Source organism: Acinetobacter sp. CFCC 11171 (assembly GCF_003268405.1).
Classification (GTDB): domain Bacteria; phylum Pseudomonadota; class Gammaproteobacteria; order Pseudomonadales; family Moraxellaceae; genus Acinetobacter; species Acinetobacter amyesii.
Genome location: NZ_LQXP01000008.1, coordinates 25,819 through 45,304, shown reverse-complemented (window position 1 = coordinate 45,304; position 19,486 = coordinate 25,819). Strand labels below are relative to the sequence as shown.

The 19,486-nt window shown below is 42.3% G+C and carries 17 protein-coding genes; 9 read left to right on the top strand and 8 right to left on the bottom strand.

The window, feature by feature from the left end; genetic code table 11:
* The first annotated feature begins 354 nt into the window (after positions 1-354).
* Positions 355-1,122, top strand: a complete 768-nt coding sequence (locus AVJ20_RS05690) for a hypothetical protein (RefSeq protein WP_111884485.1) — start codon at positions 355-357, stop codon at positions 1,120-1,122.
* Positions 1,123-1,292: 170 nt separating this feature from the next.
* Here the strand turns inward: AVJ20_RS05690 and AVJ20_RS05685 are convergent, their stop codons facing one another.
* Entirely contained in the window at positions 1,293-1,943 is a 651-nt protein-coding gene (locus AVJ20_RS05685) for a response regulator (protein WP_078190543.1), read from the bottom strand.
* A 374-nt stretch (positions 1,944-2,317) separates the two neighbouring features.
* Between AVJ20_RS05685 and msuE the strand changes: the two genes are divergently transcribed.
* From msuE to AVJ20_RS05665, 4 genes are all read left to right on the top strand, one after another.
* Positions 2,318-3,049: an FMN reductase gene (gene msuE / locus AVJ20_RS05680; RefSeq protein ID WP_111884484.1), complete on the top strand. Its 732-nt coding sequence runs from the start codon at positions 2,318-2,320 to the stop codon at positions 3,047-3,049.
* Between the two features lie 39 nt (positions 3,050-3,088).
* Positions 3,089-4,195, top strand: coding sequence for a dimethylsulfone monooxygenase SfnG (sfnG, locus tag AVJ20_RS05675; RefSeq protein ID WP_111884483.1), 1,107 nt, complete (start codon positions 3,089-3,091; stop codon positions 4,193-4,195).
* Positions 4,196-4,691: 496 nt separating this feature from the next.
* Complete coding sequence (locus tag AVJ20_RS05670) at positions 4,692-6,110, top strand: cryptochrome/photolyase family protein (RefSeq protein ID WP_111884482.1); 1,419 nt, start codon at positions 4,692-4,694, stop codon at positions 6,108-6,110.
* Between the two features lie 125 nt (positions 6,111-6,235).
* On the top strand, positions 6,236-6,850 hold the full coding sequence (locus AVJ20_RS05665; RefSeq protein WP_111884481.1) for a riboflavin synthase subunit alpha: 615 nt from the start codon (positions 6,236-6,238) through the stop codon (positions 6,848-6,850).
* 71 nt (positions 6,851-6,921) lie between these two features.
* On the opposite strand, the gene AVJ20_RS05660 is transcribed toward AVJ20_RS05665, so the two are convergent.
* Together AVJ20_RS05660 and acs are read right to left on the bottom strand one after the other, a co-directional pair.
* Complete coding sequence (locus AVJ20_RS05660; protein ID WP_111884480.1) at positions 6,922-8,100, bottom strand: acyl-CoA dehydrogenase family protein; 1,179 nt, start codon at positions 8,098-8,100, stop codon at positions 6,922-6,924.
* A 305-nt stretch (positions 8,101-8,405) separates the two neighbouring features.
* Positions 8,406-10,349 (bottom strand): acetate--CoA ligase, encoded by a 1,944-nt coding sequence (gene acs, locus AVJ20_RS05655; protein ID WP_111884479.1) that lies wholly within the window; start codon positions 10,347-10,349, stop codon positions 8,406-8,408.
* A gap of 284 nt (positions 10,350-10,633) precedes the next feature.
* On the opposite strand from acs, the gene AVJ20_RS05650 reads away from it, so the two are divergent.
* Together AVJ20_RS05650 and AVJ20_RS05645 are read left to right on the top strand one after the other, a co-directional pair.
* On the top strand, positions 10,634-11,212 hold the full coding sequence (locus AVJ20_RS05650) for a DUF805 domain-containing protein (protein ID WP_111884478.1): 579 nt from the start codon (positions 10,634-10,636) through the stop codon (positions 11,210-11,212).
* Between the two features lie 123 nt (positions 11,213-11,335).
* Positions 11,336-12,307 carry a mechanosensitive ion channel family protein gene (locus AVJ20_RS05645; protein ID WP_111884477.1) on the top strand — a complete coding sequence of 324 codons (972 nt, stop codon included), beginning with the start codon at positions 11,336-11,338 and terminating at the stop codon, positions 12,305-12,307.
* On the opposite strand, the gene AVJ20_RS05640 is transcribed toward AVJ20_RS05645, so the two are convergent.
* The 5 genes from AVJ20_RS05640 to prfB all read right to left on the bottom strand — a co-directional run bounded on the left by AVJ20_RS05640 (position 12,293) and on the right by prfB (position 17,274).
* Complete coding sequence (locus AVJ20_RS05640) at positions 12,293-13,003, bottom strand: 16S rRNA (uracil(1498)-N(3))-methyltransferase (RefSeq protein ID WP_111884527.1); 711 nt, start codon at positions 13,001-13,003, stop codon at positions 12,293-12,295. The two genes, AVJ20_RS05645 and AVJ20_RS05640, sit on opposite strands and share 15 nt — an antisense overlap.
* Positions 13,004-13,230: 227 nt before the next feature.
* Positions 13,231-14,511, bottom strand: a complete 1,281-nt coding sequence (locus AVJ20_RS05635; RefSeq protein ID WP_111884476.1) for a 3-deoxy-D-manno-octulosonic acid transferase — start codon at positions 14,509-14,511, stop codon at positions 13,231-13,233.
* A gap of 87 nt (positions 14,512-14,598) precedes the next feature.
* Entirely contained in the window at positions 14,599-15,687 is a 1,089-nt protein-coding gene (locus AVJ20_RS05630) for an alkene reductase (protein ID WP_111884475.1), read from the bottom strand.
* A 37-nt stretch (positions 15,688-15,724) separates the two neighbouring features.
* A complete protein-coding gene (locus tag AVJ20_RS05625; protein WP_078190555.1) occupies positions 15,725-16,024 on the bottom strand; it encodes an ArsR/SmtB family transcription factor in 300 nt (99 codons plus the stop codon).
* Between the two features lie 154 nt (positions 16,025-16,178).
* Positions 16,179-17,274 (bottom strand): peptide chain release factor 2 gene (prfB, locus tag AVJ20_RS05620; RefSeq protein ID WP_111884474.1). Its coding sequence is split into 2 segments (ribosomal slippage): positions 16,179-17,201 and positions 17,203-17,274, totalling 1,095 coding nucleotides; the frame shifts between segments, so codons are not numbered across the junction.
* 181 nt (positions 17,275-17,455) lie between these two features.
* On the opposite strand from prfB, the gene AVJ20_RS05615 reads away from it, so the two are divergent.
* Complete coding sequence (locus AVJ20_RS05615; protein ID WP_111884473.1) at positions 17,456-18,304, top strand: porin; 849 nt, start codon at positions 17,456-17,458, stop codon at positions 18,302-18,304.
* 326 nt (positions 18,305-18,630) lie between these two features.
* On the top strand, positions 18,631-19,416 hold the full coding sequence (locus AVJ20_RS05610) for a putative porin (protein WP_111884472.1): 786 nt from the start codon (positions 18,631-18,633) through the stop codon (positions 19,414-19,416).
* Positions 19,417-19,486: the final 70 nt, after the last annotated feature.

Here is a 19,486-nt window from a genome sequence, read left to right as displayed (position 1 = left end):
TTTACTTAAACTTACCTAACTGGCAAAAAAATTTTTCTCAGCGGCAAGATCATTCAAAATAGCCCCGACATTTCGTCTATTTATTAGCCATAAATATCAAATTTAGATTGCCTATGGCAAAAAATATCGAATGCATTAGTGAACACTTGTACACTTAGTTACAATTAAAAATATATTTGATTTAAAAAAGATTTTTACAACCAAAAATAAAAACTAAAACTTTAGTCTTATATTTAGCTGCCGCCATTCGTTTTAAAAATATTCATAAGAAGTTGATCAGTTTCAAGCCAATTCAAGAAGCGTCATAACTCAACACTTGAGAAGCTGATCTCCCCGCATATTAGGAGTGATCTTGTGAATATTTCAGAAACAATGCCGCATGGTTTTGATCAAAATCTACAGTTTCATCGTCAATATGGCGCCAATGCCATTTTGCCAGAGATCGACTGGCGTCAGCTATTTAAGTTCAGCAAGTTAAGTGATGTGCAAGTCGAAGCGTTGGAAACGCTCTATCGCAGTGCCGTTCCTCTGGCTTTGCAGGTGTTTGACGAGCTGAATTTTGATGTCTTTGCACCGAATGCCTACAAACCCCAAGGTCTTGGCTTATTCGATCGACTGGCAGAACAGGAAGATCTACTACTGCAAAATTTAGAAGCAGAATCCAATTGCTTAGGTTTGGACACCCGTCATCAGATTTGGAGCATGCTACTGCGCGGCGGTGCGGTATTGGTGTTCAAAGCTTGGCTCGGTAAAGTCAAAACCGACCAAAACCAGCTTGATAAAACACAGTTTGATGAATTATCCGATTTACTGTTTATTAAAACAGCGCCATTTGAATTGGCACAACGTTTAAATGTCGATGCCAACTCCAAGCAAGACCATATCTTCCTGATGTATGACAATGATGTCTATCTGGACCGTTTTAACAGTTTAGAAACTGCAGCCCTATTTGTGGATTTGGGCGTTTATGACGCTGCCTTTTTGAGTTTACGTGATGACCGTGTCGCGGATTATCTCAAAGCGCGCGGCTATGTGACCGATGAACAAATTGATGAATTGCAATGTGCGCTCAACCCTTTGTACTGTACCGATCTGACGCCTAAGCAAGACTATATTGCTTAAGTTGAAGTGGTTTGTTTAAGTCATTGTTAAGTTGCAGTGCTCTATTGCATTTAAACCGCATGTAAAGACCAAACGGCATTTAAAATGCGAAATGATCATGCGCTAGCATTAGTACTTAAATAGCATAAAAAAGACCTCACGATGGAGGTCTTTTTTTATGGAAAAAATCCTTAGATTTTCTTTTCTTCAATATTCAATGCATTAATTGCCAATACAGCTTGAGTTCGGTTTTGTACGCCCAACTTACGGAAAATCGCCGTTACATGCGCTTTAATGGTTGCTTCAGACACATCCAACTCATAGGCAATTTGTTTATTCAACAAACCTTCCGCCACCATCATCAACACGCGAAATTGTTGCGGTGTTAAAGACTGAATACGTTCTGCCAATGCCGTTTCATCTGCAGCACGTGGATCAAAGTTCATATTGGCTGGTAAATTTGGTGGCAACCAAATCTCGCCTTCTAAGACTTGACGAATCGCTTCACCAATGTGACTTGGATGCGCAGATTTTGGAATATAACCCATCGCGCCATGTGCAATCGCACGTTGGATAATCGACGCTTCTTCATGCGCAGAGACCACAATGATTGGAATCGATGGATATTGTGCGCGAATATGCACCAAGGCAGAAAAGCCTGAAGCACCCGGCAAGTTTAAATCCAATAACACAAGATCAGGCTCAGGGCCATTTTCAAGACGTTCATAGCATTCATTGACTGCTGCAGTCTCATGAATTTGCGCCTGAGGCAAACTATAACGAACCGCCTGAATTAAAGCATGACGAAACAGCGGGTGATCATCAACGATTAAAATATTCATAAGCAACGTGAGAGATCTTGTGCACAATGACCCTATTCTAACCACACATGCTATGTGAAGGATATGCAAGAACTTATTTTTTTGCATTTAAAATGTAGATTTTCACCTAAAATGCGTCTTTTTTCGCATTTTCTATAAATCTTTAAATCTAATCATATTTTCATATAAATTTTATCAACACAGTAAAAATGCTTATATCTAAGCATTATATGTTGAAATATCAACAGTTTAAAATTTGAAATTTCACGAATCTTGTGGTTTTTCCAACATATCTAAAAATCAGATAACTTTTCTGATTTTCGTTATTTTACAGTGATCCACCCGTCGGGATTAATAAAAGGCATTCCGAGAAACCACACTTTTAGGTTTAAAAAATGTCTCAAGTTAATCTACAAAAACCCCTGAATATTGTTGCTGTATCAGGTGGCCTAAACAATCCATCTAAAACTGAAGCTTTGGTGCAAGCCATTGTTGATGAACTCGGTGATGCAACTCCAATCAATGTGCATTTTATTAAGTTTAGTGAAATTGGCAATTTATTAGGTGGCGCGATTTACCGTAACCAATTGCCACAACGTGTACAAGATGACCTTGCTGCTGTTGAAGCTGCTGATACACTGATTGTTGGAACACCAGTTTATCGTGCTTCATTTACAGGTCTGTTTAAACACTTCTTTGACTTTGTCGAACAAACTGCATTGGTGGATGTACCTGTCTTGCTTGCAGCTTCGGGTGGTTCTGAACGCCATGCTTTAGTGCTTGAACATCAACTGCGTCCATTGTTCAGTTTCTTCCAAGCGCAAACATTGCCGATTGGGGTCTATGCAACAGATCGTGATTTCACCCCTGAATACACCATTCATAGTGAATTACTCCGTGACCGCATTACTTTAGCCGTAGCACGTGCGCTGCCGATTTTGGAATGGGCTCCAGCCAAAGGTCAGCGTGCTGAAGTGGTGAAAGCCAAGTCTCAACAAGCCAACCAAAACTTGGGCATTAATAAGCAAATCGAGCAAGAAGAAGTCCTTCCTTCTGCAGCTGTTCCAAGTTTGGATGCCGCTGAAGCTCGACTGCATAGTAAAAAGCCAAAAACGCAAGTGGCCTAAACACCACAGCATAACAATTCGATCCCGAGGGTTTGCAAAATGTCAGTACAAGAAAAAAACATTACATTTGCGTATTGGGTACCAAACGTCAATGGTGGTTTGGTGGTCAGTAATATTGAACAGCGTACCGATTGGAGCTATGACTATAACGTGCGTTTGGCACAAGCTGCAGAAAAAAGTGGCTTTGATTATGCGCTGACTCAAATTCGTTTTACCGCAGGTTATAACGCGGAAAATCAACATGAGTCGGTGAGTTTCAGTCATGGTATTTTGACCAAAACCGAAAAGCTCAAAGTCATTGCAGCGATTTTACCCGGCCCTTGGAAACCAGCTCTGGCTGCGAAACAATTGGCGACCATCGATCATCTCACCAATGGCCGTATTGCGATTAATGTCGTGAGTGGTTGGTTCCGTGGTGAGTTTGATGCGATTGGAGAAGAATGGCCCGAGCATGACCAACGCTATGCGCGTTCTGAAGAATTCATTCGTAGCCTAAAAGGCGTTTGGACGCAGGATAACTTTAGTTTTGATGGTAAATACTATCAATTTAAAGACTACACTCTATCTCCGAAACCGGTGCAAAAACCGCATATTGAAATCTTCCAAGGTGGCAGTTCACGTGCAGCACGTGACATGGCATCACGTGTTTCCGATTGGTACTTCACCAACGGCAATAGCCCTGCTGAGTTGAAAAAGCAGATCGATGATATTCGTGAAAAAGCCAAGGCCAATAACCATCAGGTCAAAATCGGGGTGAATGCCTTCATCATTGCCCGAGATACGGAGGAAGAAGCCCAAGCGGTGCTTCAAGCTATTATCGACAATGCCAATACTGAAGCGGTCAATGCCTTTGGCGATGCAACTCGTGAAGCAGGTGCATCCACCAAAGAAGGCGAAGGTAACTGGGCAAAATCTACTTTTGAAGATTTGGTTCAATACAACGACGGCTTTAAAACCAATCTGATTGGCACGCCACAACAAATTGCCGAACGCATTGTGGAACTCAAAAGTGTAGGTGTCGATTTGGTTCTCTCAGGTTTTCTCCACTTCATTGAAGAGGTGGAATACTTTGGCGAAAAAGTGTTGCCACTGGTTCGTGAACTGGAAGCTCAACAGCAGCAAGTTGTGCAGGCTAAATCAGCATAATTGTTGATGCAGTCACAGCTCATGTAATCAGCATAATAATCACAACCGGCTCACTTCACTTTCCTCCCCTAAGGCTCGGCTTAGGGGATTTTTTATCTCGAGTACCATTTAAAAACATGCTCTGATTCTAGAAAAATGAGCTGACCTGTAGACAAAGAAAAAGCCCGACATCCTGTCGGGCTTTTTCTATATGGATACTTAAGCATGACTCCTGTCTTGCTTCACAGTCCTGATGGTGAACACTTTGTTATTGTTTTATGTTCCGGAACGTCCTGTTCCTGTATGAGTTCATCTTAGGTAAAATTTAAAAGTGCGCCTAGCGTCAAAAACTTCGTTGCTTGTACGCTTAAGCTGACAGAATTGTGCGCAATCGGTTAAGTTAAACGATAGATATTATATGGTTTTTTATTAAAATCGATATTTTTTAGATGATTTTATCACCAATTGACACCCCCGTAATTCCAGTGATATTTCCAACACAAACGAGGCAATAAATATGCAACTGGTTTGGTTTCGACAAGATTTAAGACGACATGACCATAGCGCACTGTGGCAGGCGACACAGTCTGGTCCAACGATTGCCTTTATTGCGCTTTCTCCTGAACAATGGGCAAGGCATGACGATGCCCCCATTAAAATCCATCGCTATCTTGCCCAACTGGAACTTTTGCGACAGCAATTGGCTGAGCTAAATATTCCACTGATTATTCAGCATATTCCCCATTGGTCAGACATCGCCACTGAGCTATTAACCCTATGTACTCAGCTCAATATACACACTGTTCATGCACATATTGAACATGGTGTGAATGAACTTAAACGGGATCGCGAAGTACAACAGTTATTAGAACAGCAGCACATCTCTGTTGAGCTGTACCATGACCGCACCCTGTTTCCTGTTGGCAGTATTCGCAATCAATCTGGACATCCTTATCAAGTTTTCGGTGCATTTAAGAAAAATTGCTACGAAAAATTGAGCATCAGTCTGCCTACTTGTTATCCCGCTATTGAAGTCCAAGCGGCTCTCGAACCGCATCCGCTGTGGCAAAATCAATTTGATTTAACTCCTTTTTATCCCACATCGCTGTTAGCTACTCAAATCGAGCTTTGGCCGATTGGAGAAGATCACGCACTACAGTGCTTAGATGAATTTATTGAACAACATCTGCATCGTTATGCTGATGATCGGGACTTTCCTGCGCTCAATGGAACCAGTCGAATTGGCATGTATTTAAACTTGGGCATCTTGTCTATTCGCCAATGTCTGCAAGCCCTGTTTCGTGAACAAGGCGGCTATTTCCAGATCGACCACAGAGGACAACAAACTTGGCTCGATGAGCTGCTTTGGCGTGAATTTTACCAGCACATTTTATTTGACTACCCGCAAGTTTCTCAGCACCAGCCGTTTCAAACCAAAACCTTAAAAATAAAATGGCGCCATGCACCACAAGACTTTTCTGCGTGGCAATACGGCCAGACGGGCATTCCGATCGTCGATGCAGGGATGCGTCAACTACTGGCTACGGGTTGGATGCATAATCGGGTGCGGATGATTTGTGCCATGTTCCTTAGTAAGAATCTACTGATCGATTGGCGGTTGGGGGAACAATGGTTTATGCAGCACCTTGTCGATGGTGACTTAGCAGCCAATAATGGCGGTTGGCAATGGTGCGCCTCGACGGGTACAGATGCTGTACCTTATTTTCGGATTTTTAACCCGATCAGCCAATCTCAGAAATTTGATCCGAACGGAGATTATCTACGTCAATGGCTACCTGAACTGGCAGATTTGGATGCAAAGCAAATTCACCAACCCTTTGCCAAAAATCCTCAATTGGAATTGAACTACCCTCAGCCGATCGTTGACTTAAAACAGTCTCGCCTAGCGGCAATTGAAACATTCCGAGCATTGTAGGCCATTGCCAAAATCGAACTGCGACAGATCAAAATGCTGTACTGAAATGGTCACTCTAAGGCATAGCCGAGCGTTCGTTTTGTCCCTACAATACAGAAAACGCAAATCATTTTAGAGACGCTCCCATGTATACAGGCATCGTGCAAGGTTTAGAAAAAGTCTTAGAGATTCGTCAAGGTAATGGCTTCACAACCTTGGTGATTTCAAATCATCAGAATTTTTTTCATGATGTCTTTATCGGGGCAAGTGTGGCGATTAATGGCGTGTGTTTAACGGCTACACATATTGATTTGGCAGCCAACCAAGTGCATTTTGATGTCTCTGATTTGACCAATCAACTCACCACGCTGAAAACTCTCAAAGCTGGTGATGAGGTCAATGTCGAACGCTCAGCCAAAGTTGGAGCAGAAAATGGTGGTCACAATCTGTATGGTCATATCGAAGGCACAGCCACGATCAAAAACTTAGAGCATCGCGGGGAAACCTTTCATCTCGATATTCACATTCCAGCAGGCAATATTAAATATTTCTTTCTCAAAGGTTTTATTGGACTCAATGGTTGCAGTTTGACTGTGAACCGTGTTGATCGTGCCAATAGTGAAATTTCAATCGATCTCATTCCTGAAACACTGCGTCTCACCACATGGAAAGATGTCCAAGTCGGTGATGCCGTGAATTATGAAATTGATCAAACAACGCGAACCTTAGTCGATACCTTAGAAAATATTCATCAGCGTTAAATCGACTGACAGCACATTGCAAAAAAGCCTCCAAAACGGAGGCTTTTTATTGGCTCATGTGCAATATACGTTTAAGAATAAAAACTTGGATCTGGCACTTTGGCTGTGAGCACCCATTCACCGACCTCCTGATATTTATAATCAATCGGATCGTGTAAGGTTTGAGTACGTACATTGCGCCAGAAGCGATCTAAATTTAGTTTGGCAGTTGTGGCACGTGCGCCCATCACTTGGAAAATATTTTGCGTAATGTATAGCGAGCTATTGGTGGCTGCGATTTTGGCAGTTGCAATCGCAATAGAGACTTCTCCACGTTGTTCCGCCGTCAAAGCTTCACCAATCTCCCAAGCCCATTGCAAACGCTGAACCGCTTTATCTGCCAATAAACGTACACTTTCTAATTGCACATAAAACTCAGCAAAATGCTTTTGAATAAATGGGTCATTCACTGCATTTTCAACCAATGATTTTGACCATGCTTTTTGGCTTTGTACCGTCTGTTTTGCTGTTTCAAATGCCCCTTCGGCTACCCCCAAGAACATATGCACAAAGATCAACTGTGCAATCAAAGGGCGTAAACTCGAATATGGTGTACTCAAAGGCCCCGGATTCAGTAGTAATTCATCTTTAGAAATTTTAACTTGTTCAAAATGGCTACTTCCACTGTCGGTTTGACGTTGTCCCATATTGTCCCAATCGCCGAGAAAACTGACGCCTTCACGTGCTGTAGGAATCACCCCGATCAATAATTTTCCATCTTCATTGAAGCCAGAACACAGCAAAATGTCTGAATCCATGGAACCCGAACAAAAACTTTTATCGCCATGAAAGACGTATTCGTGTTCAGACAGTTGCGTCGCTGTAGTACGACGGTCTAAGGGGTTTAAGGTATTGCCCCAAAATAAATGCTCACGTGCAGTCTGTTCAAACCACGGGCCATATTGCTCTGGCTGCGCGAACAACTGTACCGTTGCAATTAATAAATGATGGAAACCATAAACATGCGCCAATGAGCTATCCACTTGAGCAATGGTTTGAATGGTTTTAAAAATCGTCAGCCAATCTGCACCCTGTCCACCGTATTGCTGTCCAATGGACAATGCAAGTAAACCACTTTGACGAATCAAATCACGTTCAGCTTTGGGATTTCCCCCCTGCTTATCACGCTGAGCAGCCGTCGTGGCAAATTCTGCCGCCAGTTTTTGGGCAATATCGATCGGATCTTGAGTCAATGGAGTTGAAGCGTTCATATATCTGTCTGATTATTCTGTTACCGTTTTAGCTTAACAAAGTAGAGGCATTCAGCTTATCTCAATGCCTGCAGTCTATATCTGTAAAATCTATATCTAATGAAATCTAAGTCACCAAGATTCAGGCGACTTATAATTTGATCATTTTATACGTCGTATTTAGGATGGATAAAATGCATCATGAACGGCCCTTCATCCTAATCAACTTTTATAGGAGAAAGGACGTTCATTATTGCTTTAATAATCCTTCGTATAAGCCATAGTGAACTTTCATCAGAACGTGATCACTCACGCTCAAATGGTTTTTATGACTTCGGATAAACCGTAGCAATCAAATGTTCAACCACTTGAGGTTCTGCCAAGGTCGAGGTATCACCTAAAGAGTCCAATTCATTGGCCGCAATTTTTCTTAAAATACGGCGCATGATTTTACCAGAACGGGTTTTTGGTAAGGCCGGCGCCCAATGCAATGCATCTGGCGTTGCCACTGGTCCAAGGATTTTGCGTACCCAAGCCACCAGTTCCTGACGTAACTCATCCGTCTCTGCTGTCCCTGCTTGTAGGGTGACAAAGGCGCAAATCCCTTGCCCTTTAATATCATGCGGCATACCCACCACTGCAGACTCTGCCACAGCATCATGTGCAACCAATGCACTTTCAATTTCAGCCGTTCCCAATCGGTGTCCTGAAACGTTCAAGACGTCATCCACACGACCCGTAATCCAATAATAGCCAGACTCGTCACGACGTGCGCCATCACCTGTAAAATACGTCCCCGGATAAGTGGAGAAATAGGCCTCAATAAAGCGCTCAGGATCACCCCAAATGGTTCGCATTTGTCCCGGCCAAGAATCCTTAATCACCAAGTTACCTTCTACGGCACCTTCAAGCTCATTGCCTTCAGCATCGACAATCGCAGGTTGCACACCAAAGAATGGACGCGTCGCTGAACCTGGTTTTAAATCGGTTGCTCCAGGCAATGGCGTAATCATGAAACCACCCGTCTCTGTTTGCCACCATGTATCCACCACTGGGCAGCGGCTTTCACCTACCACGGTGTAGTACCAATTCCATGCCTCTGGGTTAATCGGTTCACCCACCGAACCCAGTAAACGCAAACTACTGCGGTCACTTTCTCGGACAAAGGCATCCCCTTCTCGCATCATGGCGCGAATTGCAGTCGGTGCCGTATATAAAATAGTGACGTTGTGTTTATCAACAATATGTCCGGTCCGAGCCCAACTTGGATATTGTGGTACACCTTCAAACATCACGGTCGTGGTGCCATTCGACAATGGCCCATACAACACATAAGAGTGTCCCGTAATCCAACCAACATCGGCAGTACACCAAAACACATCATCTTGTTTAAGGTCAAAAACTTCACGGAAGGTACAATTCACATAGGTTAAATAGCCGCCTGTGGTATGCAATACACCTTTCGGTTTTCCTGTCGAACCTGATGTATACAAAATAAATAGCGGGTCCTCGGCATTCATAGGTTCAGGTGGACAAATATCATTGACCGACATGATTTCCATGTGATACCACAAATCACGATCTGCTTTCATTTCGATCGGGTTACCTGTACGGTGTACCACAATGACATTTTGAACCGAAGATGTGCCTTCAATGTCGAGTGCAAGATCGACATTTTCTTTGAGTGGAATGGGCTTGCCACCACGCATCCCACAATCCGCAGTAATCACGACTTTCGCCTGACTATCATCGATACGACTTGCCAATGAGTCTGGTGAGAACCCGCCAAAAACCACGCAGTGTACTGCACCAATTCGGGTACAGGCCAACATCGCAATTGCCGCTTCGGGCACCATTGGCATATACAGCACCACACGGTCGCCTTTGCCCACGCCATGTTTTTTCAGCACATTAGCAAAACGGCAAGTTTCATCATGCAGTTCTTCAAAAGAAATGATTTTATGCCGTGAAGGATGATCACCTTCCCAAATAATGGCCGGTTTATGTGGATGTTCTTTTAAATGTCGATCGAGACAGTTGGCACTGACATTCAATTCACCATCAGCAAACCACTCAATCTTGAAATCATCTTGCTTAAAATTTGTATTTTTAACTTGGGTAAACGGTTTGATCCAATCGATCTTTTGCGCTTGCTCTGCCCAAAACTCATCTGGTTGTTCAATCGATTTTTGATAACGCTCAAAGTACTCCGACTCGTTGATGCGTGCGGTTTTTTTGAAACTTTCAGGTACTGGATAGATCTCTTTCATATTGTATTTTCCTTGATCTGATTCATCTCATCACGAGATGCCATGCCACATTTCTACTTTTATAATTCCTGCATCACAGCAGTATGACGATTAATTTTTAATCGCAGCAATCATGCTTTGGTCGTATTATTCTTTCCCATTTAAAGCACATCTATAAGCAAAATTTCAACAAAAACATGTTTTAATTCAGTATCTGACCAGTTCAATTAAACCTATACTGCAAAGGTAATTTTACTCAGCACTCCGCTTTTTTATTCTTTCATATACGTTGAGTTGATCCGATCATGAACACCAATGACTCTTCTTTCTTTTCCCGTCAGACGACCACTACATCGGATAATCCCCTGAAACCTGATGGACGTTTTGGTCGACTGAGCATGATTGGTTGGTATGGCTTTCTCAATATCATCAGCTTTTTTGCCATAATCGCTTTAAGCCTTGCCGTGGGTATTTTCAACATCAATACCATGGCGTTAAATGAGCAATTTGTTGGTATATTCACTGGGATATCTGGCCTCGCCTATTTGGCGATTATGATTCTTTACATTTATTTTTATTGTGTCTTTGTCGTGCGTCGGCTGCATGACCTCAATAAAGCCGGTTGGTTGCTACTATTATTATTTATCCCCGTGATCAATCTTTTCTTTATCCTATATTTATTATTAGCCTCAGGTACAGCGACCGTAAATCAATACGGCGCGCCACGCCCTGCTGCAGTTTGGGAAAAAATTCTGGCATGGTTGATGATTTTAATCAGTGTCTTGTCGCTCTTGGCTACAGGTAGCATCACCTCGTATATGATGGGTAGCGGTGAAATTGAATCGCCGACAGAAATCATTCAACAAGGTACTGAATATTTCTAAACCACTGACCGAATTTAAGCCTGTCTGAATTTTGATACATCTGTTCGCCAGCCTGTAAATGAGGGTTATTTTCGCCACTAATTTCAGGCAAAATAGCGAAAAATCGAAACATTTGGAAAACTCGTGGCTGAAAAAGAAAATGCCTTGAGTGATGTCACTCAAGGCACGACTCAACTTTTGCAAGAGGCAACAGAAAAAACCGCACAAACCGTGCTGGAACATACCTCTAAATATAATGACGCATACTCAACGATCGATAAATTTGTCGATGGATTTTGGGAACGCCTGCCATATATTTGTATCGCATTAATTGTTTTTACGATCTTCTATCTACTGTCTAAACTCTTTAGATTCTTTGTTCGTAAAGCGCTCACTGACCGTTCTTACTCAAAACAAAATCTAGTTTTGGTCCTGAACCGTGTGGGTAGCTCAGCCATTATGTTCTTCGGTTTCCTAATTGCAATGGTCATTGCAATCCCAGGTTTCACACCGGGTCAGCTCATGAGTGCATTGGGGATTGGTTCGGTCGCAATCGGTTTCGCGTTTAAAGATATTTTCCAGAACTTACTGTCGGGTATTTTGATTCTCCTCGGTGAACCATTCAAAATCGGTGACGACATTATTGTGTCAGGCATGGAAGGTACAGTTGAAGATATTCAGATCCGCGCAACCTTCCTACGCTCTCCAGATGGTCGTCGTATCGTGATTCCAAACGCGACGGTTTACACCAGTGCGGTAACGGTGAATACCGCTTATCAGCGTCGTCGTTGTGAATTTGTGGTGGGTATTGGTTATGAAGATGACATTCAAAAAGCTAAAAATATTGTTTTGGCTATTTTGGACAAAGACCCAACCATTTTGAGCCAACCTGCGTTTACCGTAAACGTAAATGCTTTGGCTGATTTCTCAGTCAATCTGAATGTCCGTTGGTGGGTAGATACCACTGAAACCACTACTGCGAACTCAATCAGTGAAGTGCAAGAACACGTTATCCAAGCATTCAATCAAAATGATATTTCAATTCCTTACCCTGTACAGGAAGTGAAAGTTTACCGTGGTGATCAAGCTGAGACAGAAGCGTCAACAGCCAAATAATCGCCCTAAAACGTACGGAATCACAGTTTCTGTACGGATAATTCGGTTGCCTAAGCTGACTGCTTGGCAACCGTTTTTTATGAGCAAATCGACCTCATAAGGGATAAATCCACCTTCAGGCCCAATAATGATCGTACATCCATGTTGAATCCCTGCAGGCATCACATCTTCGACATAAGGGTGCGCCACATAAGCGGGATAGTCCGATGAAATCATGCTCGGTAAAACATCTTCCACAAAGGGTTTAAAGCGTTTATACAGTTCAATTTTGGGCGCAATGGTGTCACCTGCCTGCTCCAAACCCAACGTCACATAGTGATCGAGCTGCTGTAAAAATGGTGTCTGCCAATAGCTTTTATCCACGCGATAACTGTGCAGCAAAATGATTTTTTCTACACCTAAGGTGACGGCATCCATGATCAGACGGCGCAACACTTTCGGACGAGGCATTGCCACAATTAAAGTCACCGGATGCTTTGCTGGTACTTCTTCTTCTTGTAAGGGTTTAAGTTGAATGCCGTGATCCGCAATACTGACGATTTGGGTTAAATAACGCTTTCCTTCCCGAATCCCGACTTTGAGGGTATCGCCCACCTGTACATCAACATGGGTTTTTAAATGCTCAATTTGGCGTTTAGCACTGATACTCCACAGTTCAGATTCAGTTTGACGTGGGTCAAGCAAGACGATGTTCATAAATAACCATATCAATTCACGCAAAGCATATGTCATTGAGGACAGGCGACATGGATGTCGCCTGTGCGCTGAGGTACAGGAAGTACCTTCAGCGTACAGAGGATTTTTGCTACTTTTAATCCTTTAAAAGTAGATTATGCCTACGAATAGGATGTTCAACGATCACCATAAAATAAGGCCGTGATAAAACTTGCCTAATAAAAATTAATGTATCGCAAAATTAAAACTTAAAGGTACTGATCAATCACCTGAATATGCTTTTGCAGCGACCCAGTATTCTTTTGCATAATCAGCTGAGCTGCATCATTTAAAGCCTGAGCTTTCGCAGTATTTTGAATGATGTCAACCAATGCACTGGCCGCCTGCTCGAAATCCCGCACAACCACAACCGCATGGGCCGCTACAAATTCATCCACAATGGTTTGGAAATTAAAATAATTCTTACCCAAAACTGTCGGCACATTTAACGCGATCGGCTCTAAAATATTGTGCCCACCACCAGGTTCATTGAGCGATCCACCCACAAAACAAGCCTGACTCAATGCGTACCACAACCACATTTCACCCATACTGTCTGCTAAATACACTTGTGTATCAGGCAAAATGGTCTGATTAAGGCTGCGGCGCTGTGTGCGTAAATTCAGTTTCTGCGCTTCTACAAAAACTTCATCAAAGCGTTCAGGATGACGTGGTACGACGATACATAACAGCTCAGGCTGTTGTTGCAAAATCGGCTGCAGTGCCGCGAGCAGTTTTTGTTCTTCTGGTGCATGCGTACTGGCAATGGTGATGATCTTACGCTCTTGTAAAGCCCAATCTTTTCGTAACTGCGCTGCTTGTTGCACAAAGCTATCGGGCGCATGAATATCAAACTTGATACTACCGACGACCTGACTGGTATGCGGGTTTGCACCCAACCCAATAAATCGCGTTAAAGTTGCCTGATCTTGCGCCAATAATTGTTTTAAACTCTTTAGCATCGGCTGCGTCAAACTCGGGACTTTGCCATAACCCTTCGCCGATTTTTCAGATAATCTGGCATTAATCAATAAACACGGAACGTTGGCCTGATCGGCTTCAATCATCAAATTTGGCCAGAGTTCAGTTTCGACCAGAGCCAACATTTTCGGTTGATATTTTTCGATAAAACGACGGACTAACTTTTTTTGATCTGCCGGCAAATACACGGCCTGAAACAGTGATTCATACGGTGCTTTTAAAAATAATTGTTTCGCACGCGCTTGTCCGGTTTTGGTGGTATTGGTGACTAAGACCGGATGACCTGCTTTGAGATAATGTTCAATCAGCGGCTGTGCAGCGTTGGTTTCTCCTACGGAAACCACATGAAACCAAATTGCATCGCGGTTTTTAACCGGCTGAAATGGCCCAAAGCGCTCAAGACACTCTTGCTGATATAGTTGGAGATCTTCAGCACGTTTTTTGAGGCGCCATTGATATAGCGGCTTAATCAGTGCCAAAGCTGCGTTATACCAAAAAGGAGTAGTCAAATTATTACGCTCAAAAACGGTTTGAATCGGCAGAATATATCAGAGCATTATCCACATGTTAATGGATAATGCGTATTCAAGTGTCGATTAATAGGTTGAACGACCTGAACCAAATTTATTTTTCATGCTTGGATAATCAATATAGCCTTCGGCAACATCTGTTCCAATCATATTTTCCAACTGCAATTCATTCAGTGCAGCATTCGCCAGCAAACGTTCAAACAAATCTGGATTGGCAATATAGGCTTTACCAAAAGACACCGCATCGGCTTTACCTGAGGCCAATAAATCTACAGCATCTTCACGGCTTAAACGCATATTGGCAATATATGGCACACCATTTGAGCGCTGTTTCAGATAATCACTGATACTGTCATCCGCCAGATATTCACGGGTAAAGAAAAATGCAATCTTCCTCTGCCCCAACTGCTCTAAGGCATAGCCAAAGGTTTCACGTGGATCATGATCGCCCATGTCGTGTTCATCACCACGCGGCGCAAGATGCACACCTACACGACCTGCCCCCCACACTTCAATCAGCGCATCCACCACTTCAAGCAATAAACGTGCGCGGTTTTCTACAGAACCACCATACTCATCTTCACGTAAATTGGTTTTGCTTTGTAGGAATTGATCGATCAAATAACCATTGGCCGCATGCAGTTCCACACCATCAAATCCCGCTTCTTTGGCTTTGATCGCAGACTGTTTGTATTGTTCTACAATGCTTTTGATTTCTGCAATCTCTAATGGACGTGGCACGACATATTCGCGTTTTGGGCGAAGCAGACTGACATAACCCGCCTGTTGTACCGCACTGGCAGAAACTGGTGTATCACCATTCAAAAGATCGGGATGTGAGACACGTCCGACATGCCACAATTGTGCCACAATTAAACCTTGCTGTTCATGTACGGCTTGGGTCACCAATTTCCAGCCCTGAACTTGAGCATCGGTAAATAAACCCGGCGTCTGCAAATAGCCATTAGCTGCTTCTGAAATGACTGTTGCTTCTGAAATGATTAATCCAGCACTTGCACGCTGTGCATAATATTCAGCCATCATCGGCGTTGGAACACGGTCAATGGTTGCACGACTACGGGTTAGTGGCGCCATTACAACGCGATTTTTGAGGTGTAAATCACCCAAAATGAGAGGAGTATTAAGTTCAGCCATATATGTCTCGCCTGACACTTCAAATGCGAAAAATGATTTAAAGTGAGTTCTGCAGATAATCAATATATTGCTGAATGAGTTCTTCATTGCGTGAAAAATACGACCATTGACCATATTTCTCGGCTTGAATTAAGCCCGCCTGTTGTAACACAGACAAATGATTAGACATCGTAGACTGCGAAACATTACCGAGTTTTTCGATATTGCCAGCGCATACACCACGATTAAAGCCGCCACATTGTTCTTCTGACAAAAACTGTTCTGGTGTTTTTAACCATTCCAAGATTTGACGTCGAGTCGGATTGGCAAGTGCTTTAAAAATTAAATCAATATCCATAATTTAAACGGGTTTAATTAAATAAAAATTTGGACAACAAAGTTCTATTCAGCATCTTGAATACACTATATCGTATTTTTTCGATTTTTATATCGATTTTTTTAGATATATTAATCAAGAACAGATAGAACTTTGTTTTCTATATAAATTTAAATTACAAACCTTGTTTGAGGCTGGCTTCAATAAACTTATCTAAATCACCATCAAGTACTGCGCCGGTGTTTGAACTTTCCACACTGGTACGTAAGTCTTTAATACGCGAGTCATCTAAAACGTATGAGCGAATTTGGCTGCCCCAACCGATATCTGACTTGGTATCTTCCAACGCTTGTGCCGCATCATTACGTTTTTGCATTTCAAGTTCGTACAATTTTGCACGTAACTGTTTCCATGCATGGTCACGGTTGGCGTGCTGTGAACGTTGGTTCTGACATGCCACCACAATCCCTGTTGGAGCGTGAGTTAAACGTACCGCAGAGTCTGTTTTGTTAATGTGCTGACCACCCGCACCAGATGCACGATAGGTATCAGTACGTACATCAGCTGGATTGATTTCAATTTCAATATTGTCATCAATTTCAGGCGATACAAAAACCGCTGAGAATGAAGTATGGCGACGATTACCTGAGTCAAAAGGTGACTTACGGACTAAACGATGTACGCCAGATTCTGTACGTAACCAACCATATGCATACTCACCTTCTACACGGATCGTTGCAGACTTGATCCCTGCCACATCACCATCAGACTCTTCCATCACTTCTGCTTTAAAGCCATGACGTTCAATCCAACGTAGATACATGCGCAGTAACATGGATGCCCAGTCCTGTGCTTCAGTACCACCAGAACCCGCTTGAATTTCGACATAGCATGGGTTCGGGTCCATCGGATTACTGAACATACGACGGAATTCTAATTTCGCAAGTTCTGCTTCCGCTGAAGTTAACTCTGCTTGCACATCCGCAAGTAAGCTTTCTTCTTCTGCTTCAACCGCAAGATCCAGCATCGCTTGGGCATCTTCTAGTTGAGTTGAAAGGCCTTCGAGCACGTTAATGACGTTTTCTAGTTCACCTTTTTCTTTCGCCATTGCTTGCGCACGGCTTTGATCATTCCAAATTGCTGGGTCTTCCAGCTCACGTAGAACCTCTTCTAAACGCTCTTTTTTCAGATCGTAGTCAAAGATACCCCCGTAATGTTTGACCACGGTCGTTTAAGTCTTTTAGCTGTAATAGATACGGATTAATTTCCACGTGAATTACTCTCAATCAAAAAATTTGGCTTAAATAGCCGCCTATTATATCACAGAGAATTTGCACAGATTCAGCCAGATTGATCATCCAAATCATTGACTTCAATGCACATAATATGAACAATACGCTCGCGTTACTATTTATTACATTTTATTTACAACAATAATGTTTCGAGGGTTTTATGAAAAAGACATTACTTGCACTAGGATTAGCTGTTATCACTTCATCAACATTTGCTTATGATGCCCAAATTGATGGTGGCTATACATATACTGATTGGGATGATGACTATACAGATTCAGATCATTCTGTTGATGTAAAAGGCACTTTGTATTTTGACTCAGTACAAACTGGTAATGGTCCGTTAAATGAAGCCGCATTCCTTGGGCATAATAGCAACGTCTATGCGCAATACGCTTTTAATCGCAAAGAAAGTGTTGATTTCGCAATTTTTGATGGCGTTGAACTCGGTACTGAAACTGATGAACAAGATGTACATTCAATTTCGGCTGGTATCGAATACTACTATCAACAATTTTATGTAAATGGTGAAATTGGTACTTCTCGAGTTAAGTACAAAGAAAACTATAAATTGCCAAGTTGGTCAGGTTCTGATAAAGACGACTATGATGTAACAACTTATCGTGCATTAGTTGGCTTCTTACCTGTTTCTAATTTACTTTTAGCTGCTGGTGTTGACGGCGTTAAAGTTGAAGATGGTGATGACGACAACCGTTTTGCTGTAAAAGCAAAATATGTTGCGCCTTTGAACAATGGTCAATACATCAACCTTGAAGCAGATGGTGCTTTTGGTGACATTGATTCTGCAACGATTGGTGCAGACTACTACTTCGACCAAGCATTTAGCGTGGGTGCAGCTTATAACATCGTTGATAACGGTGAAGAAGATACAGATTACTTCGCTATCCGTTCAAAATACTTCCTTAACCCGAACCTAGCAATCGGTGGTCAAGTTGGTTTTGGTGATGACGTTCAAGCGTTCAACATCAATGCAACTTTCCGTTTCTAATTTCGTTTGAATTAGAAGTTTGCATTAAAAAAGCACCTCAAATTTGAGGTGCTTTTTTCTTTTGGATGTAATATTTACTTTAAAAAAAGTCCAGTTGTTGACCAAATAGTCTACAAATTCATAATATCTACACAGTTTTAATAAAACAAAACATTAATAATAATTATATATTTTTCAATATCTTAAATTATTAAAATTACATAAAATTACCGAATACACAGTTCTGCAACTTTGCAGCGATTGACCATCTTTAAAAATTCTCTAGACTAAAACTTGTAACAAAAAATGTATTAAATTTAGCCAAACAATTTAGAGGGGTAGTTTCCATGAAAAAACTCGCAATTGCTTCAGCACTTCTTTCTGCACTTGCTATTACAGGTACAGCTCATGCTTATCAAGCAGAAGTGGGCGCTTCAGCTGGTTACATCGACCCAGATAATGGAAGCTCTGGCAGTGAATTTGGTGTAAACGGTACTTATTACTTCAACCCTGTTCAAACTCGTAACGCTCCTCTTGCAGAAGCTGCATTCTTAAACCGTGCAAGTAACGTAAATGCACATGCAACTTTCGCTGACCGTGGCGATGTTGACGACAATACTTATGGCGTAGGTATCGAATACTTCGTACCAAACTCAGATTTCTATGTATCTGGTGATGTAAGCCGTAATAATGTCGAAGTTGACACTCCATTCGGCACAGTAGACAACGATACAACTTATTATGCAGCTGAAGTGGGTTACCTTCCTGCACCTGGTTTCTTAGTTGCTGCCGGTCTAAAAGGTTGGGACAATGACGATGACGACGGTGTAGATCCAACACTTCGTGCAAAATATGTCACTACACTAAGCAATGGTAAAGACATCAACCTTGAAGCGGGTGCAGCATTCGGTGATCTAGATGAATTCAATCTAGCAGCGGATTACTTCATCGACAAAACATTCAGTGTTGGTGCTGACTACTACAACAACGATGTCACTGATCGTAACGAAGTAGGGATCAATGCACGTAAATTCTTCAACCAACAAGTGAGCCTTGAAGGTCGTGTTGGTTTCGGTGAAGTTGGCAACAATGACTACAATTCATTTGGTGTAGCAGCGAAATACCGCTTCTAATCCATTGAAGTCAAAACCATAAAAAAACCGCTCTTCTGAGCGGTTTTTTTATTTGCCTGTAAAAATAGAA

What these genes read in the sequence shown, in the direction of transcription:
- AVJ20_RS05685 (WP_078190543.1), bottom strand. Translation starts at nt 1,943, where the DNA reads ATGAATATTTTAATCGTTGATGATCACCCGCTGTTTCGTCATGCTTTA.
- msuE (WP_111884484.1), top strand. Translation starts at nt 2,318, where the DNA reads ATGTCTCAAGTTAATCTACAAAAACCCCTGAATATTGTTGCTGTATCA.
- sfnG (WP_111884483.1), top strand. Translation starts at nt 3,089, where the DNA reads ATGTCAGTACAAGAAAAAAACATTACATTTGCGTATTGGGTACCAAAC.
- AVJ20_RS05670 (WP_111884482.1), top strand. Translation starts at nt 4,692, where the DNA reads ATGCAACTGGTTTGGTTTCGACAAGATTTAAGACGACATGACCATAGC.
- AVJ20_RS05665 (WP_111884481.1), top strand. Translation starts at nt 6,236, where the DNA reads ATGTATACAGGCATCGTGCAAGGTTTAGAAAAAGTCTTAGAGATTCGT.
- AVJ20_RS05660 (WP_111884480.1), bottom strand. Translation starts at nt 8,100, where the DNA reads ATGAACGCTTCAACTCCATTGACTCAAGATCCGATCGATATTGCCCAA.
- acs (WP_111884479.1), bottom strand. Translation starts at nt 10,349, where the DNA reads ATGAAAGAGATCTATCCAGTACCTGAAAGTTTCAAAAAAACCGCACGC.
- AVJ20_RS05650 (WP_111884478.1), top strand. Translation starts at nt 10,634, where the DNA reads ATGAACACCAATGACTCTTCTTTCTTTTCCCGTCAGACGACCACTACA.
- AVJ20_RS05640 (WP_111884527.1), bottom strand. Translation starts at nt 13,003, where the DNA reads ATGAACATCGTCTTGCTTGACCCACGTCAAACTGAATCTGAACTGTGG.
- AVJ20_RS05630 (WP_111884475.1), bottom strand. Translation starts at nt 15,687, where the DNA reads ATGGCTGAACTTAATACTCCTCTCATTTTGGGTGATTTACACCTCAAA.
- AVJ20_RS05625 (WP_078190555.1), bottom strand. Translation starts at nt 16,024, where the DNA reads ATGGATATTGATTTAATTTTTAAAGCACTTGCCAATCCGACTCGACGT.
- AVJ20_RS05615 (WP_111884473.1), top strand. Translation starts at nt 17,456, where the DNA reads ATGAAAAAGACATTACTTGCACTAGGATTAGCTGTTATCACTTCATCA.
- AVJ20_RS05610 (WP_111884472.1), top strand. Translation starts at nt 18,631, where the DNA reads ATGAAAAAACTCGCAATTGCTTCAGCACTTCTTTCTGCACTTGCTATT.